The sequence below is a fragment of the Clostridium psychrophilum genome (assembly GCF_018861705.1).
GTDB classification, from domain to species: domain Bacteria; phylum Bacillota; class Clostridia; order Clostridiales; family Clostridiaceae; genus Clostridium_AD; species Clostridium_AD psychrophilum.
In genome coordinates this window covers 12,764-29,766 of sequence record NZ_JAHLEC010000041.1, presented here as the reverse complement: position 1 = coordinate 29,766, position 17,003 = coordinate 12,764, and the positions used below count along the sequence as shown (strand labels likewise).

General features: G+C 28.8%; 11 protein-coding genes. 10 read left to right on the top strand and 1 reads right to left on the bottom strand.

The genetic code is table 11. The annotated features are described in order from the left end of the window. Positions 1 to 274 precede the first annotated feature (274 nt). From KPL38_RS10415 to KPL38_RS10395, 5 genes are all read left to right on the top strand, one after another. A complete protein-coding gene (locus KPL38_RS10415; protein WP_216289071.1) occupies positions 275 to 952 on the top strand; it encodes a ribonuclease H-like domain-containing protein in 678 nt (225 codons plus the stop codon). 118 nt (positions 953 to 1,070) lie between these two features. Then, entirely contained in the window at positions 1,071 to 2,771 is a 1,701-nt protein-coding gene (gene ade / locus KPL38_RS10410) for an adenine deaminase (RefSeq protein ID WP_216289067.1), read from the top strand. Positions 2,772 to 2,865: 94 nt separating this feature from the next. Beyond that, entirely contained in the window at positions 2,866 to 3,297 is a 432-nt protein-coding gene (locus KPL38_RS20045) for a prepilin-type N-terminal cleavage/methylation domain-containing protein (RefSeq protein WP_216289066.1), read from the top strand. A 277-nt stretch (positions 3,298 to 3,574) separates the two neighbouring features. After that, on the top strand, positions 3,575 to 4,354 hold the full coding sequence (locus KPL38_RS10400) for a prepilin peptidase (RefSeq protein ID WP_216289065.1): 780 nt from the start codon (positions 3,575 to 3,577) through the stop codon (positions 4,352 to 4,354). A 179-nt stretch (positions 4,355 to 4,533) separates the two neighbouring features. Continuing rightward, on the top strand, positions 4,534 to 5,172 hold the full coding sequence (locus KPL38_RS10395) for a hypothetical protein (protein ID WP_216289064.1): 639 nt from the start codon (positions 4,534 to 4,536) through the stop codon (positions 5,170 to 5,172). 159 nt (positions 5,173 to 5,331) lie between these two features. On the opposite strand, the gene KPL38_RS10390 is transcribed toward KPL38_RS10395, so the two are convergent. Next, positions 5,332 to 6,561 carry a 6-phosphofructokinase gene (locus KPL38_RS10390; protein ID WP_216289063.1) on the bottom strand — a complete coding sequence of 410 codons (1,230 nt, stop codon included), beginning with the start codon at positions 6,559 to 6,561 and terminating at the stop codon, positions 5,332 to 5,334. Between the two features lie 282 nt (positions 6,562 to 6,843). Between KPL38_RS10390 and KPL38_RS10385 the strand changes: the two genes are divergently transcribed. The 5 genes from KPL38_RS10385 (at position 6,844) to KPL38_RS10365 (ending at position 16,933) form a co-directional block, all read left to right on the top strand. Further along, positions 6,844 to 9,168 (top strand): VIT and vWA domain-containing protein, encoded by a 2,325-nt coding sequence (locus KPL38_RS10385; RefSeq protein WP_216289062.1) that lies wholly within the window; start codon positions 6,844 to 6,846, stop codon positions 9,166 to 9,168. A 32-nt stretch (positions 9,169 to 9,200) separates the two neighbouring features. Then, a complete protein-coding gene (locus KPL38_RS10380) occupies positions 9,201 to 9,950 on the top strand; it encodes a hypothetical protein (protein ID WP_216289061.1) in 750 nt (249 codons plus the stop codon). A 661-nt stretch (positions 9,951 to 10,611) separates the two neighbouring features. Next, positions 10,612 to 11,958 carry a metallophosphoesterase family protein gene (locus KPL38_RS10375; RefSeq protein ID WP_216289060.1) on the top strand — a complete coding sequence of 449 codons (1,347 nt, stop codon included), beginning with the start codon at positions 10,612 to 10,614 and terminating at the stop codon, positions 11,956 to 11,958. A gap of 11 nt (positions 11,959 to 11,969) precedes the next feature. Next, positions 11,970 to 14,801 carry an AAA family ATPase gene (locus tag KPL38_RS10370; protein ID WP_216289059.1) on the top strand — a complete coding sequence of 944 codons (2,832 nt, stop codon included), beginning with the start codon at positions 11,970 to 11,972 and terminating at the stop codon, positions 14,799 to 14,801. 122 nt (positions 14,802 to 14,923) lie between these two features. After that, complete coding sequence (locus tag KPL38_RS10365) at positions 14,924 to 16,933, top strand: DNA topoisomerase (protein WP_216289070.1); 2,010 nt, start codon at positions 14,924 to 14,926, stop codon at positions 16,931 to 16,933. The last annotated feature ends 70 nt before the right edge of the window (positions 16,934 to 17,003 follow it).

Genomic DNA, 17,003 nt, shown 5'->3' with positions numbered 1-17,003 from the left:
AAGATGTGTTTGCTATACCCCAAAATAGGTTAAAAACGTAATAAAGCACCAGCTATTGCTGGTGCTAATAATTAAAACTTTTTGGGACATTTTCAAATTCAGTTGACACATAAAGAAATTAGATAATATATTTAATTTTATAAAATAATTTTCATGAAATTAATTTATAAAATAGTGGATATGTGATAACATATAAGTTGAGCAAAGTTTTAAATTGGACATGTGCAAATTTACGCTTTGGCTTTTCAGTAAATTAGTAGAAAAGAGTGATATTGTGATTACAAAACTTAGTACTGTAAAGGTAGGGGATATATCCACGGAAGGTTCTCTTACAATCGACGGAAATAAACAACTCTTTAAGGATGCATTGTTTTTTGATTTAGAGCATTACATTTACAAAAAGCCTATATGTATTGGAGTTTTTGGGTGCTGCTATTATGATGAAATAACAAATGAACTAAAAGTTACACAGTATATGGCAGAGAACAAAAACGATGCTATAGAAATATTAACTTTAGCTAAAAACTATTTTGAAGAAATGAAAATAAAACACAATAAAAAATATATTGTTACATTTTCAGGAAACAATGATTTTACAGTTATAAACTATTTATTAAAAGCTTATAAAGTTGACTTCTTATTGGAAGGGTATTTTGGCGAGGTAGATTTACAAAAATGTTATGAAAAAGCGCAAGGAGTTTGTATTGGACTCAAGGCTTTAGAAAAAATATTTGAGATAAATCGTGAGAGTGAAGTAATAAGTGGTTCCAACTTAGCAAAGACATTTAGTAGAATAGTAAAGGATAATGAGTATATAAATAGAATGCCACAAGAGAAAAAAGAAAAAATATTATTGTATAATCAACAAGATGTTGTAAGTTTATTCTATATATATGTAGATTGGTATAATAGAATAGAGATAAAAACGGAAGAAGACATAACACAGCAATAGCTGTGTTTTTTATTTTATAAAAAATTTTAGAAAATAACAATAATAAGTAATACTGTCATAACTTTTGTAATAATTTAATACAAAGATAGTTTACAAAGAAAATTAGGGAGGGAAGTATATGGAGAGGTCTAAGCAATACATTGATGCAGCTATGGGTAGGGTTAAAGCTAGTTTTGTGCTAAAAAATGCAAACTTTATTAATGTTTTTAATCAAAGTATAGATAGTGGGGACATTGCAATAGTTGGTGATACAATTGTTGGAATTGGTAAATACACTGGCGATGTGGAAATGGATTGTTCAGATTATTATGTGGCACCTGGTTTCATTGATGCACACGTACACATAGAATCTTCCATGATTATGCCTGAGGAGTTTGCTAAGGTTGTAATAAAAAAGGGGATAACTACTGTAATAGCAGATCCACATGAAATTGCTAATGTAGAAGGCATGGATGGCATTAGTTTTATTATAAACAATAGTAAGGCAGCGCCTATAGATATATATTTTATGCTACCATCATGTGTTCCAGCAACAAAATTTGAGGATAGTGCATATGTTATTACTTCAAAGGATTTGGAAAAATTAATTAATAATAATGAAGTGTTAGGTCTTGGAGAGGTAATGGATGTAACCGCAGTTATAAACAAGGATGAGGATGTATTAAAAAAAATAGACATAGCAAAGCATAAACACATTGACGGACATTGTCCTAATATATTGCCTAATGAACTAAATGCATACTTAAGTTGCGGTGTAAGAACAGATCATGAAAGCACAACGGCTAAAGATGCACGCTTAAAAGTTAGCAGGGGAATGTATGTTATGTTAAGAGAAGGATCTGCTGCAAAAAATTTAAAAGCAGTACTCCCAGCTGTTAACAATCAAAATTTTGGAAGATTCATGTTTTGTACTGATGATAGACATATAGATGATTTATTAGAAATTGGTTCTATAGATAATTGTATTAGACTTTCTATAAAACAAGGGCTTAATCCTATTAAGGCTTTTATAATGGCTTCATATAATGCAGCCAAATGTTACGGCCTAAAGGATCGAGGAGCTATAGCTCCTGGATATAAAGCAGACTTAGTAATTTTTGAAGACTTAAAGGGCTTAAATATAGTTAAGGTTATAAAAGATGGTAAGGAATATATAGAGCTTCCACATAAAAAACATGCTAAAGTAAATATAAAATCTTCAATGCATATGGATTTTATAGAAAGTGAAATTTTTAAAGTTGAAAGTATAGCATCTGCAATAAATGTTATTAAATTAATTCCCAATTCATTAGAAACTAAATTAGTTCAGAGAAAAACAGAAAATAATCGTGGTTATATAAAGAGAATAATTGATAAGGATATATTGAAAATAGCGGTATTTGAAAGGCATCATAAAACTGGCAAACATTTTGTTGCATTTATAGAAGGACTAGGTTTAAAGAATTGTTCAATAGCACAAACAATAGCTCATGATTCTCATAATGTTATAGTGGTGGGAGATAATGATAAAGACATGGAAATAGCGGTTAATTCTTTAATTACAATTGGAGGGGGGATAGTTATGGTGTCAGGTGGAAGCATTATTGCTCAGCTCAGCTTACCTATTGCTGGAATAATGACGTTTGCGACTCCATATATTGTATCAGAGGATTTAAAAAGGCTTAGTAGAATTGCTAGAGCATTCGGAGTTAGGGCTGAATATGATCCTTTTATAAGTTTGTCATTTATGGCACTACCTGTAATACCAGCAGTAAAAATTACTGCTAGAGGATTATTTGATTATAAAAAATTTCACTTTATAAAACTTATTGTAGATTAATATAAAATTAAAAAATTATATTGAATATAAAACACTCTTCTTTGGCAATAATTAGATGAATAACCATCAAATTATTGTAAGGAGGAGTATTTTTATGGCACGTATTTTAAATGTAATTTTATCACAGAGAACCATAAAAAATAAGAAAAGAAGGGGGTTTACTTTAATTGAACTTATAATTGTAATATCAATTATTGGAATTTTAGCGGCAATTGCTGTTCCTAAGTTTAGTGGAATACAAAAGGATGCTAAGATAAAAGCTGACATTGCTAGTGCAAAGGTTATTGCTGATGCTACAAATTCACTTATTGCTGAAGACAAAATCACAGGATCTTATACTGGCGCAGCTATTTTAGATAAGGATATAAAGGATTATATTCAGGCTGAGCCAACGGTTAAGGCAGTTACTGATGGTCAGTTTTTTGTTGAAATCGGAGAAAATGATAATGTTGAGGTTTCAGTGCATAAAGGTAGTGTTAATTATAATTTGTACCCTACAATTGATTCAGCATATGCAAAGGAATAGTTTTATTTATTGATAACATTATAGTAAACTAATGTGAGCCTCCTAAAATATATTATAGCTAAAATCATATAATCATATAATATGTATAATGTTTCGTAAAAATTATACATATTAATGTTTTTAAACATTATACATGTTAATATTTGCTTATATATGTTAAAGTTATAATGAAAATAAATACAATAGAGTTAAAAAATTATATTAATAATATATTATGTAGTTTAAAAAAGAATTTATTGTATTTTACAAGAAAAATAAATTGAAGGAGGCTTTATATATGGAGAGTATTATTGCAATATATATTTTTATTTTGGGATTATTAATAGGAAGTTTTCTAAATGTATGCATATATAGAATTCCAAGAGGAGAAAGTATAGCATATCCACCATCTCATTGTACATCGTGTGGAAACAAAATTAAGTATTATGATCTTATACCAGTACTCAGTTGGATTTTTTTAAAGGGTAAATGTAGGAAATGCAATGAAAAGATATCTAGTAGATATGCCCTAATAGAACTTACAACAGCAATACTTTTTTTGCTGACTTATTTTGAATATGGAGTAAGTATTTATCTTTTAAGATTTTTAATACTGATACCTTTTTTAATTGTTATTGCTATGATAGATTATGATACTATGGATGTATATGCGACTACAACATGGCTTGCAATAGCTATGGGTATTGTTTTATTAGGAGTGAATTTCTACCTAGGTGAACCAGTAGTTACCTATATATATGGTGCATTATTAGGTACAGGAATTATAACTTTAATTATTTTATTGTCAAAGCTTATTCTTGGCACAGAGGGTATGGGATGGGGAGATGCAGAGATTTGTGGCCTTTGTGGTTTGTTCTTAGGACTTAATTTAACATTTGTAATGATGTTCTTTTCTTTTATAATTGGTGGAGTTGTTGGTGTTTATTTGCTATGGTTTAAGAAGAAAAGTGGTAGATCAGAGATGCCTTTTGGTCCGTCTATTATAATTTCTGCGTTATTAATAATGATTTGGGGAGATAGAATTTTAAATTGGTATTTAGCGATGGTCCATAACTAATAACAATATTTATGAATATATGTAAAAAATATCATAACCATACGAATTTTAATGAAAACTAGAGAATAGTTAAAGTAGAGTTAATAATTACTACGTTTTTTAGAAGTGGTATATTTGGATATTTGAGGTAGGAGTTGTATAATGAAGTGTAATTGAATTAGTTATGAAGGGTTGATAAAATGTACAACATATTGCAGAGTATTAATACAAAATGGAAGAAAAAAACTATGATACCGAAGAAAAGTGATTATCTTCAAAAAATTTATGAGAAAAATGCTACCACAGGAAATTATGTTATACAGGTAGCTATAGATAAATATACTGATATATTTAATGAATGGGATCGTGCTCCTTTTAGAAAAAGAGATATGGATCCGGATTTAGCGGTTTTTCTTGAAAATTGTTTTGAAGAGATTCCAGAAAAACATGGAGTAGACATATGTTTTTATTTGCCTAAGGAAGTAAAAGATATAAATAGGGAGGAATCATTAATTGCAGGAATAAAAACCTACTATTCTTTTTATTTGCATCAAGAAATTAAAGTACTAAAGAATAATTATCATAAAATATTTAAATATGTACTTATAGCTCTTTGTTTACTGGGTGTGTCTGTTTTTTTAGGTAGAAATGAGGGTAAAAACTTGATACTTGGAACCATACAGCAAGGATTTAACATTGGCGGATGGGTATTTCTATGGGAAGTTATTTCAATGGAATTTTTTCGTGGACGCGAAGTTAGTTCTGAGATTAGTAAATACCAAAGATTTTTAAATTCACTAATATATTTTAAATATGGTAATGAAAATCCATTACCTTAATTTATGTAATACAAGAAGCTCTACGAAAAATTTTCGTAGAGCTTCTTGTATTTATTAACGACATTTCAGAAGTCGTTAATTCATCTTTTACGAAGATGTTGCAACGACCCAGGAGATGATTTAATGAATTATAAAATTGCTTGTGTTTTAACTGCTAGTTTATAATTTAAAATTATCTTCTAAAAATGTATATTTTGGAAGACCATTTTCTATTAATATTTTTGGCTCACCCATTATTAATGGAAGAGTGTATTCGTAAGCTTCAGGTGTAACATTATTACCTTCTGCGTTTATCCATTCTTTAGGAAAGTATTTAATGTTGTTTGCAACGTCTGATGCTTTAAGTACAAAAGGTACAGACTTATAAGGTGAGTTTGAAAGCCTTTTTATACCTATCATGTTTCCACTTATCCCATTAATAGAATAATTAGCGGCAGCAATTCCTACATCGTATGCTTCATCAATGTCTGTTTGAGAGGAACAGTGCATTGAGCAACGTTGAATTGTAGAAAGTTCTAGAACTCTAACTTTTTCTGCAGTGTTTGTAGTTTGAATTAGATTCTTAAGGTAGGCACAAACACCACCTAATTTAGCATGACCAAATTTATCAAGGCATACTTCACCGATTTCTCCTAAGAAGATACCTTCTTTAGTTCTAATTCCCTCAGAAACTACTACAAAAACATGCCTTTTTTCCATAAGCTTTTTACTAACATCTATTAAAAATTTGTCTGCATCAAAAGCTACTTCTGGAAGATATATAAAATCTACAGCAGGTTTGCCATTGATACTAGCAATACAAGCACTAGCTGCGAGCCAACCTGTATCACGTCCCATAGTTTCAAGTATGAAGACTCCACTTGCTGGATAAACACTGGCATCTAAGAAGTTTTCAAGAACTTGAGTCGCAATTAGTTTAGCTGCACTTCCAAATCCAGGAGTATGATCCATAATAAGTAGGTCATTATCTATAGTTTTAGGAATACCTATAAATTTCACATCTTTATTGTGTTCATTTGCATATTCACTTAATTTATATACAGTATCTTGTGAATCATTACCACCGATATAAAAGAATGTTTTAATTTCATATTCTTCTAGTATATCAAAAAGTCTTAAATATTCTTCGGTACTTTTTTTAAATGATTTTAATCTATAGCGGCAAGAACCAAGACCAGAGGATGGAGTATATTTTAATCCTTTAACATCATCGTAAGGAAGACTCGTTAGGTTTACAATATGTTTATTTAAAACACCTTGTATTCCATTTATACCAGCATAAACATTGTCATAATAGTGGGAGTTAGTATTTGAATCAAGTACTCCCATAGCACTGGCATTTATTACAGAAGTTGGACCTCCTGATTGAGCTACGATACAATTTTTCATATAAGATTCCCCTTTCGATAGGAAATAAACTAGTATAATAATAATTAGAATTCCCTAATTATTATAAGGGACATAATAATAAATAACAAGGAGCTAGCATTATAATATTTGAGATAATCTTTTTAAAAAACAAACAAAAGTATAGAAAATACGTTGATATATAATTTTTGGAAAAAAGTTATAAAAAAATAAAAGACTAATTATAATATTAATGATAAAATATGTGTATAATATTTTAAAAGATTCTGTAATATTTTTGTTATATTAATCAGGAGGGATACAATGTCAAGTAATGATGCAAAACATAAAAAACAATTAAAAAATAATATAATTTTAAAAGAAGTTAACATAAGAGGTAATTTGTGTGGTGAGTTTGCTGAGTACACTATAGACCATGTATACGAGAATAAAGGAACAAACAATGTCGAAGCAATATACACTTTCCCAATTCCAGAGCAAGCAGTTATATCAGGTTTTGAGGCAGTGCTTGGTGGAAGAACTATAAAAGGATTAATTCAAGATAAAGAAGACGCAAATAAAATATATGAAAATTCTAAAGATAAAGATAATAATACTTTTTTGCTCGAAGAATTTAAAGATAATATTATTAGAATAGTTATTGGTAAAATAATTCCTAATGAAGTTGTAAAAATAAAGGTATCTTATGTAGAAGAACTTAGCTATGAAAACAGAAATTTGAAATTAGTAATTCCAACAATAATAACTCCAATTAATCTTTCAGAGACTAGCCAAATAGTTCCTTTTGAATATGGTGGCACTAATAAAGATTATAATTATAAGTTTACTTTAAGTTTGCTGGTTGAATCTTTAACAAAATTAAAATTCAAATGCATTAATCATAAATTAAAAATTGAATATGAAGATAACAATTTATATAAAGTAACGCTAGATGGAGAAAATCAAAAAATGGATAAAGATTTAGAAATCATACTTGAAGAGCAAGAAAAATTAGAAACTACGGGAATGATTTATGAGTATCCTAGAGATGATAAGGGAATTTTATATTTAAGATTTATACCGGAGCTTGAAAGAGAGCAAAGTGAATCGGTATCAAACTATATATTCCTTTTAGATATATCAGAATCAATGGGTGGAGATAAGTTAATCGAGGGTAAAAATGCGTTGCAATTGTGCTTAAGAAATTTGACAGTAGGAGATACATTTAATATTGTAGCATTTGGAGATAATCTTAATTACTTCTCTAAAGAGATAAAGGTTGATTTTAATGAAGAAAATTTAAGTAATGCTAGCAAATGGATTAACAAACTTGTTCCTGAGAAAAATGCAGTTATTTTTGATGCAATAAAATATGCTCTACTTGGAAAAACTGATTTTGAGGAAAATATAATATTTTTATTTACAGATGATGTAGTTGAGAATGAAAAAGAAATATTAGATTTTGTAGAAGAAAACATAAAAGAAAGCCGAATATTTCCTTTTGGAATAAATACTTCGGTAAATAGCTATTTCATAAATAAATTAGCTCGTATATCTTATGGAGCTGCAGAAGTAATTAATCCTGATGAACGAATTGAAGATATAGTGCTTAAACAATTTAATAGAATTAAAAATCCACAGGTTACTGACATAGAACTTGATTGGGGTAAAATGAATGTTGAAACAACATATCCAAGAACCATAGAATATATGTATGATAAAGAACCATTTTCAATATTCGCAAAAATTAATGGATATGTGGGTGGAGTTGTAGTATTAAAAGGAAAAGTGGGAAAAAATAGAATTCAGAGGATAATTTCTTTGAATGACCTTGAACTTGAAGAAAATGTAAACTTGATTGAAAAAATATGGTACAAGAGGAGAATAGAATCTCTTCAGCATAGAGTAAAATATGAACGTGGGGAACTTCAAAAAGCGATGAACAACAAGATTATAGAAATCTCTAAAAAGGTTGAAATAATTTGTAAAGAAACTGCTTTTATTCTTTATGAAGAAATGGAGGATCCGCTACTTGGTATACTAATAAGAGAAATATTACCCGTTAAGACAACAAAAAAACTAGAATTTTCTTATGAAAATTCAGATGAAGATTCAGACTCAACAGCTTTTTACTATAAAGATGTATCAAAACTTAGAGAAGAAAACAATAAATATGCTAAATTTAAAAGAAGTGAGTTATTGAGAATTTTGGCATCTAATCAATTTGCGAGTGGTGCATTTGGCATTGATTCTCATGATAGCTTAGAAAGTAATATAAAATATACTATAAAAGCGATACTAGCATTTGTTATTGGCAATGAGGACACTAAGATGTATACCATTCAGTTAAATAAATCTTTAGAGTTTTTAAACAAATCATTAATAAAAAGTGATACGTCTTTAAGTAAAAAAGAATATTTAAACTTATTTCTAGTTTTAAAATTAACTATTAAAAAAGATATAGTATTGTCTTTTCATAAAGATAATATCGATAAAAAAATGAATGAAATTGAAGAAAGATTTCAATTATATAATGTAGATGTAACTGAAATTAAAAAAGAAATAATTGATAGTTTAAAGCAATCGAGTACCGAATTTAATGATAAACTCGATTCTATAATTGACATGGCTATTTTAAAAGCTCTCTAGCATCTACTGTTTTGCAAAAGGAAGTAAGGTTTATGATAACTGAAAATATAAAAAGACTAGAATATAGTAAATCAGAAATAGTTAAAAAGAGAAATGATATAAGAAAAAGATTTATAACTAAATCTAAAAATGTAATGAATGGGAATATACAATCTATGTCAAAGTTTGATCTAGAAATATTATTTGGTTTGTATGATCAAGAATTTTTAAATAATTATTTTAGAGAAAACTTTAAGGGATCCTTAAAGTTTTCTTTGTCAACAAGGATGACATCTTCTGCAGGAAAAACTATATATAGTAGAAAACTAAAACTTTTAAAAGAAGTTGAAGAAACTTATGAAATTAGGATGGGTATAAAATTTTTTTATCAGTATTATATGGTTGAAAGAGATAAAATAGTATCTGGTATAAACACAAAGGATTCATTAGAGGCATTTCAAATAGTATTTGAACATGAATTATGCCATTTGATTGAGTTGCATCTTTATAAAGAGTCCAGTTGCAAAAAGGTTAGGTTTAAAACTATGGTGAATAATATGTTTGGTCATACGGATGTATATCATCAATTACCTAATCAAAAGGAAATAATTTCAAAGGAATATGGATTGTTAATAGGACAAAAGGTGAGTTTTATAGGTGAAGGTAGAAAACACAATGGTGTCATTTATAGACTTAATAAGAGAGCAACAGTGATGGTTAAAGATTCTAAGGGCACATATAGGGATAAAGATGGGAATGCATATTCTAAATGGTATGTACAGTTTGATCAACTTCATTATTAATAAATGTGATTATAAATCTAATTATAATAAATATAAAAAAGGCAAGTATTATACTAGGCACATTTAAATAAATAACAAGTCAGCATGCTAGTCTGTTGAGTTGTTATTTATTTTTATGCACCTGATAACTTGCCTTCTAACCCTAGGGAATATTTGACAACTCAAAACGATTTACGCTACAACCCATATACATACTTACATACCTATAGTCAATCTTTTGACTGAATATAAGCATTGCAGCACATATACACATCTTTGCTCGACAATATAGAACACCTTGGGAGCTAAAAATAATCTCTCGACTAAGAAAAACCCCTAGTAATATGTTAATAAAACCTGCGGCAACCTAAATCATCTTAGCTCGAATATTATACATCCGGGAAAACCATATATGTACAGTTGGGCACATATACAGCTGTTAAGAACCCATAATAATCTTCCCTCTGGCATATAAAAAACCTTAGCAGATCTCGTATACACCTTTGGCCGAATACTCTAAAACTATTTCAGTCTATGAGCACTCTAGACTCAACCATTTTAAATCATCTACTAACATTATTGTATGCTTTTTTTAATTTATTATACTATAAGAAATTACAAAAATTGTAGTGATATAATTCTTTGGGTTTTATGGTAAAATCTATGTTGGGGGTGAAAAATAATGAGTGAAACATTTAAATTTATTCATGCTGCAGATTTGCATTTAGGTTCATTCCTTAATATAAATGGAAGACCGCAGAAAGAAATGCAAGACCTGTGTAAAGGTGCTGTTTATGATGCCTTTGAAAGAATTTGCAATAAAGCCATATCATATGAGGTGGATTTTATTTTGCTCTGTGGGGACGTTTATGACAGCTATTTAAGGTCTATAAGAGGAAATAGGTTTTTTATTAATCAATGTTTAAGATTAAACACAAAGAATATAAATGTGTATGTCATTTATGGTAATCATGATGCTATGGATGATTCACAGGAATTATTTACTATGCCTCAAAATGTCCATATTTTAGATTCTAATAAAGTAGAAACATTTATGGTATATAAAAAAGGAGAAGTTATTGCAAAAATTATTGGCAAATCATATAAAAGAAGAAATGAAAAAGAAAAAATTTATGAAAATTATTTAATAGACAACGATGTTTTTAATATTGCAATGTTGCATACAGCGCTTGAAGGTGATAATAAAAATTATATTCCTTGCACTTTAGAGGAACTAAAAAATGTACCTAACATAGATTATTGGGCACTTGGACATATTCATAAAAATAATGTTTTGAGTGATGTAAAGCCTATTATAGCGTTCCCTGGAATTCCTCAAGGCCGTGATATGGGAGAGCAAGGCGTTGGTGGAGTATTTTTAGTTACAGTATGCCAGAAAGAGGTTGCTTTTATGGAATTTTTGCCTATAGCAACAGTTATATATAAAAGGATAGAGATAATATTAGATAATGACACTAAAACAGAAAATTTTAGTGATTTAAGTAGGGTTATTTATGACGAAATAAGTAGTTTAACGTATGATAATCCTCAGAACTTAAATGAAACAAAAAATTCAAAGGAAGATTTTGAAAATAGATTTAAAGGGTACATTGTGCAATTAGTAATAAAAGGCCGAACAGATATTAATCATGACATTCAGCGAATGACTGAAGATGATTATAATCAACTCATTGAAGGAATAAATGAGGAGCTAGGACTAAAAAAATATTTTTTGTGGATAGATTCAATATTATTTAGAACATCTGAAAGCTTGCAAAATTATGAAAGCCTAAAAATCCAAAATTCTATCTTTAATGATTTAGAGGAAGTAACTAAAATGTATTCAACAGATGCTGAGTCTAAAAAACAACTTGTAAAAAACTGGGGGTCAATTTGGAAAAAACAAATTAACACAGAAAGCATAGATGAAGATAAATTTGATTATGATGAAGATGTTATTGCAGATATTATTTTGCAAGCAAGAGAATTGGTTATTGAAAAATTAGCAGAGGCTTTAGAAATAATGTAGGGGGTGAAAATTTGAAAATAACTGAGCTGGATATTAGAGATTTCGGAGTATTTCAAGGTGAAAAATTAAAAGACCTAGGAGACAAAATAATAGTTATTGGCGGAGCAAACAGATCCGGAAAAACCAGCTTAATGCAGGTACTTAGAAACATTCCCTTTGGATTTTCAAAGAGTAAAGATTTGCCACCTTCTAAATTCCAATATGATGTTAGATGTGATTTACAAAAGGAGGATGGAGTCATTGCCTCTGTGAAACTAAAAGGGTTTAGTAATCCTGAGATAGTTTACAATAATCAAGCAGAAAGTAATGATCACAATGGATTGTACAACATTGATAAAGCAACTTACAGAGAACTGTTTACCATAAGCCTTGATGAACTTAATAAGAATACTGACAAGGAAGATAGTAATTTACAGTCCATGTTACTAGGAGCGGGATTTAAACACATTGTAAAAATACCATCTATTGCTAAAGAATTAAGAGAAAAAGCGAGTGTAATTGGTGGCACTAGGGGAAATCCATCTACTAAGATGTTTAAGCCATATACAGAAAACATTAGAAAAAGTGTAGAGGAAAGAAAAAAATCTATAAAGCAATTAGGTACTTTTTCTTTAAAGAAAAATAATTTGGTACTTCTTGAAAGTAATATAAGTTCAAAGGAGAATGAACTTTTAATCAATAGTAATAATATAATTAAATTAGAATTTTTAAAACATAATTATAATATTAATGAAAACGGAGAAAAAATGCTAGCAAATATTAAAACGTATTTTTTTAATGATGGTGATATCAAAGAATACAATATAGAAAAAGCCAAGTTATTAAAAAATCAATATATTAAGGAGCTAGAGCGATATAAAAATGACAGTTATGAATTTACTAATGATAAAACAAAAGACAAATTCATAAAAATGTTGCTAGTAGGTAGCAAAGTTGAAATTATTAGCTTTTATAGTGGAATATCGGGTCTTAAAGAGATGTGTAAGAATTTAATATTTGTAAAAGATGAATATTATGAGAAAAGTGGATTATTAATGAGTAAAATAAGAAGAGCTAATGAAAATTGGGTTACTTTCGATGATATTGCAGAGATAAACTGTAATGAAGTGCAACAAACAATTTTAACTCAAAACATTGAAAAGTTTAGAGAAAATAAAGATTTAAAGACTAATTTGGATAAAAAAATAGAAGAATACAAAATTCAACAAGAAATTTTGGAAAAGCAAATATTACCTTATGATTCAGCAGAATACATAAAAAAGTATTTTTACTTTGATTTGTTTTTTGTAATTATTGGTTTGGGTTTGTTTTTTATTAATAAGATGCTTGGATGTTCATTAATAATAATTGGTGCAATTGGAACAGTATTATATTTGTATATAAATCACTCAAAAAGTAAATTAATTATAAATAGAAATGTTGAAATTAAACAGCAAATAATTAATACTCATGTAAATTGTTGTAAAAGTATTGAGGAGTTAAAAGGTATAGAAAAAAAATTGAAAAATTCATACAATATAATGGACGAATATAGGGATATTCTAAAACTCGACGGAAGAGTTTCAGAATATGGAATTAAAGATTCTTATAAAACAGTAGCTTATTTAAAGGATGAAATATTTGATTGCAATTTATTAAAGAAAAAGCTAAGTAATCAGTTTAATTCTCTTTGTGAACCTTTAGATAGCATTAGTAAAGTACTTAATAAATTCACATATATATTTGCTAAACAATTAGATAAAATAAGTTTAGATAATATTGAAAACAGATGCAATGATATACTACTAAAGGTAGAAACCCTATATAAGTATTTGATGTTAGTAGAAAAGGCTGATATGAGTTACTCAAAGTTAAACACATTAGTGGAAGAAATACAAGAATTCCTTTGTGATAATAATTCAGAAGATATAATGTTAGATATTGAAAAGTATATTAATAAGGGAACCCAATATATAAAATACATGAATCAGAAAAATGAACTTAAAATTAATCAAAATCAATTATTACAAGGTATAAAAAGTAAGCGTATAAAAGAAATAATATGTGATATGAAAGAAGAACTTGTTCCAATTGGTGATGTAGCATTACTTAAAATTATACATGATTTATATGATGGATATATTAGTGGCGATGAAATCAATTGCGATTATGATTTAGCATGTGCTAAAAATAAAAAATTAATATTGCAATTAGATATCTTAAAAAATGAAAAACAAACATTAAAAGATGAAATTAAAAGGTTGAATTCTGACGAGACATTAGTAAAACATGAGAAAGCGATTAGACAGGCAAGAACTCAGTTAAGAACACTTGCAGAAAAATATGCTATTTATAATACAGCAGCACTATTGCTTGAAAAAATTAGAGAAAGATTTTTAGAAAATACTAAGGATAAGTTATTGAAAGGAGCTAGTGATATCTTAAGTGATATTACATCTGGAGAATATAAAAACATTATGCCACCAGATAATTTAATGCAGGGAGATTTTAGAACAAAATTACAAGATGACAGTATTAAAGAAAGTTCAGAAGAATTAAGCAGGGGCACAAAAGAACAACTATTTTTGGCAGTTCGTATGAGCAGGATAAAGGAAATAAAGCCAAGTTTACCTGTAATATTGGATGATTCCTTTGTTAACTTTGATATTGCACATACACGAAATACAGTAAAGGCAATAGTTGAACTTTCAAAGACACATCAAATTTTTGTACTTACATGTCATTCCACTTTAATAGAGCTAATAATTGCATTATCTTCTAAGTCTCAGTATTTTAAATTAGAGAAGGGCAAATTCACAAAAACATTAGGTGGAGACTTATTGAAATATCTAAAAGAACTTTAATGCATTTTAACTTCTTTGAAATAGGTGTATAAAAAATGGTATAATAGATTGCTTAAAGAATTATTAGAGATCTGTATTTCGAAGTTTATTTATACAAATTAATGGAAAGTGGAGTGGTAATTATTAGTAAGGCATTATTTATTACAGAGAAACCAAGTGTTGCTGCGGAGTTTGCCAAAGCATTAAAGATAAATGGTAAAAAGATGAATGGATATATAGAGTCGGACAAAGCCGTAGTAACATGGTGCGTTGGACACCTTGTTACTATGAGTTATCCTGAAAAATATGATGAGAAATTGAAAAAGTGGTCTTTAAATACTTTGCCATTTTTACCTGAAGTATATAAATATGAAGTTATAGAAGGTGTTAGAAAACAATTTGATATAGTTAAAAGTCAATTAGTTCGTGAAGACATAGATAGAATATATGTTTGTACAGATTCAGGAAGAGAGGGCGAATATATATATAGACTAGTTGATGCTATGTCAGGTAAACCTAACAAGCAAAAGATAAGAGTGTGGATAGATTCACAAACAGAAGCAGAGATAATTCGAGGTGTTAAAGAGGCAAAGGATTTGAGCGAATATGATAATTTAGCAGAAGCAGCTTATTTAAGAGCAAAAGAAGATTATCTAATGGGAATTAATTTTTCAAGACTCCTAAGTCTAGTTTACGGAAAAGTTGTAAGCAATTATCTTGGAAAAAATTATATAGTTATAGCTGTAGGAAGAGTAATGTCTTGTGTGCTTGGGATGGTAGTTCAAAGGGAAAGAGAAGTTCGTGAGTTCACAGTTACTCCTTTTTATAAGATTATTGGAGGCTTTAATGTAGAAGAAGGTTCTAATTATGAAGGAGAATGGAGAGCAGTAGAAGGTTCTAAGTATTTTGAGTCACCTATGCTTTATAATGAGGGTGGGTTTAAGACTAAGGAAACGGCAGAGAAGTTAATAGGGGAACTAAGAGAGTCTAGTATGGATGGCAATGAAACAAAAGGTAATGCGTATGTTGAAACAATTACAAAGAAAAAAGAAAATAAGAATGCTCCATTGCTTTTTAACTTAGCTGAGATACAAAATGAGTGTTCTAAAAAATTTAAAATAAATCCAGAACAAACACTTGGGCATATTCAAGCATTATATGAAAAAAAAATGCTTACATATCCAAGAACAGATGCTAGGGTATTGTCAACAGCAATAGCAAAGGAAATAGATAGTAATATAAAAAAGTTAACAAGGTTAAATGGTAATACAGAGATTAAAAATATAGCACAGCATATAATAGAAAAAAAATGGTACACAAATATAATTAAAACAAAGTATGTTGATGATAGCAAAGTAACGGATCATTATGCTATTATACCAACAGGTGAAGGACTTCAAAACTATTCAGCATTAAAGGAAACACCAAAGAAAATATATAATTTAGTGCTACGACGGTTTTTAGCAATATTTTATCCACCAGCTGTTTATAGCAAAGTATCTGTTGTTACAAAGATTGATACTGAAAGATTTTTCACATCAGATAAGGTTTGTACAGAACTTGGTTATTTGGAGGTTTTAAAACCATTTAATGATAGTAATGATCGTGAAGGTACAGATATGAAATTCTTGAGCTTTTTAAAAAAAGGTCAAAGTGTAAAACTTGAAGATTTAGTTGTAAAAGAAGGTAAAACTTCTCCTCCTAAAAGATTTACTACAGGTTCCATTATAATAGCTATGGAGAATGCAGGTAAGCTTATTGAAGATGAAGAACTAAGGGAACATATAAAGGGCTCAGGAATTGGCACTAGTGCTACACGCTCTGGAATATTAACAAAACTTGAGAAAATAGGATATATTAAATCTAATAATAAAACTCAAGTGGTTATGCCAGCTCTCCTTGGTGAAATTATTTATGATGTAGTGAAAAATTCTATTCCTACATTATTAAATCCAGAACTAACGGCTAGTTGGGAAAAAGGGTTAACAATGGTTACTCAAAGTGAAATAGCAGGAACTATATATATGGATAAGCTTGAAAATTATATAGTTAAAAATATAGATAGGGTACTTCAGCTTAAAAATGGTTTGAGACTTAAGAGTAAATTTGATGCGGCAAGTGGATTTTATGAAAATTCCAAAGCTAAGGTGTGATATTGCTTATGAATTAATTACATAATAAAGGAAAGTCCTTCTTATAAAATGGAGGACTTTTCTTTATTAT

What these genes read in the sequence shown, in the direction of transcription:
- ade (WP_216289067.1), top strand. Translation starts at nt 1,071, where the DNA reads ATGGAGAGGTCTAAGCAATACATTGATGCAGCTATGGGTAGGGTTAAA.
- KPL38_RS20045 (WP_216289066.1), top strand. Translation starts at nt 2,866, where the DNA reads ATGGCACGTATTTTAAATGTAATTTTATCACAGAGAACCATAAAAAAT.
- KPL38_RS10400 (WP_216289065.1), top strand. Translation starts at nt 3,575, where the DNA reads ATGGAGAGTATTATTGCAATATATATTTTTATTTTGGGATTATTAATA.
- KPL38_RS10395 (WP_216289064.1), top strand. Translation starts at nt 4,534, where the DNA reads ATGTACAACATATTGCAGAGTATTAATACAAAATGGAAGAAAAAAACT.
- KPL38_RS10390 (WP_216289063.1), bottom strand. Translation starts at nt 6,561, where the DNA reads ATGAAAAATTGTATCGTAGCTCAATCAGGAGGTCCAACTTCTGTAATA.
- KPL38_RS10385 (WP_216289062.1), top strand. Translation starts at nt 6,844, where the DNA reads ATGTCAAGTAATGATGCAAAACATAAAAAACAATTAAAAAATAATATA.
- KPL38_RS10380 (WP_216289061.1), top strand. Translation starts at nt 9,201, where the DNA reads ATGATAACTGAAAATATAAAAAGACTAGAATATAGTAAATCAGAAATA.
- KPL38_RS10375 (WP_216289060.1), top strand. Translation starts at nt 10,612, where the DNA reads ATGAGTGAAACATTTAAATTTATTCATGCTGCAGATTTGCATTTAGGT.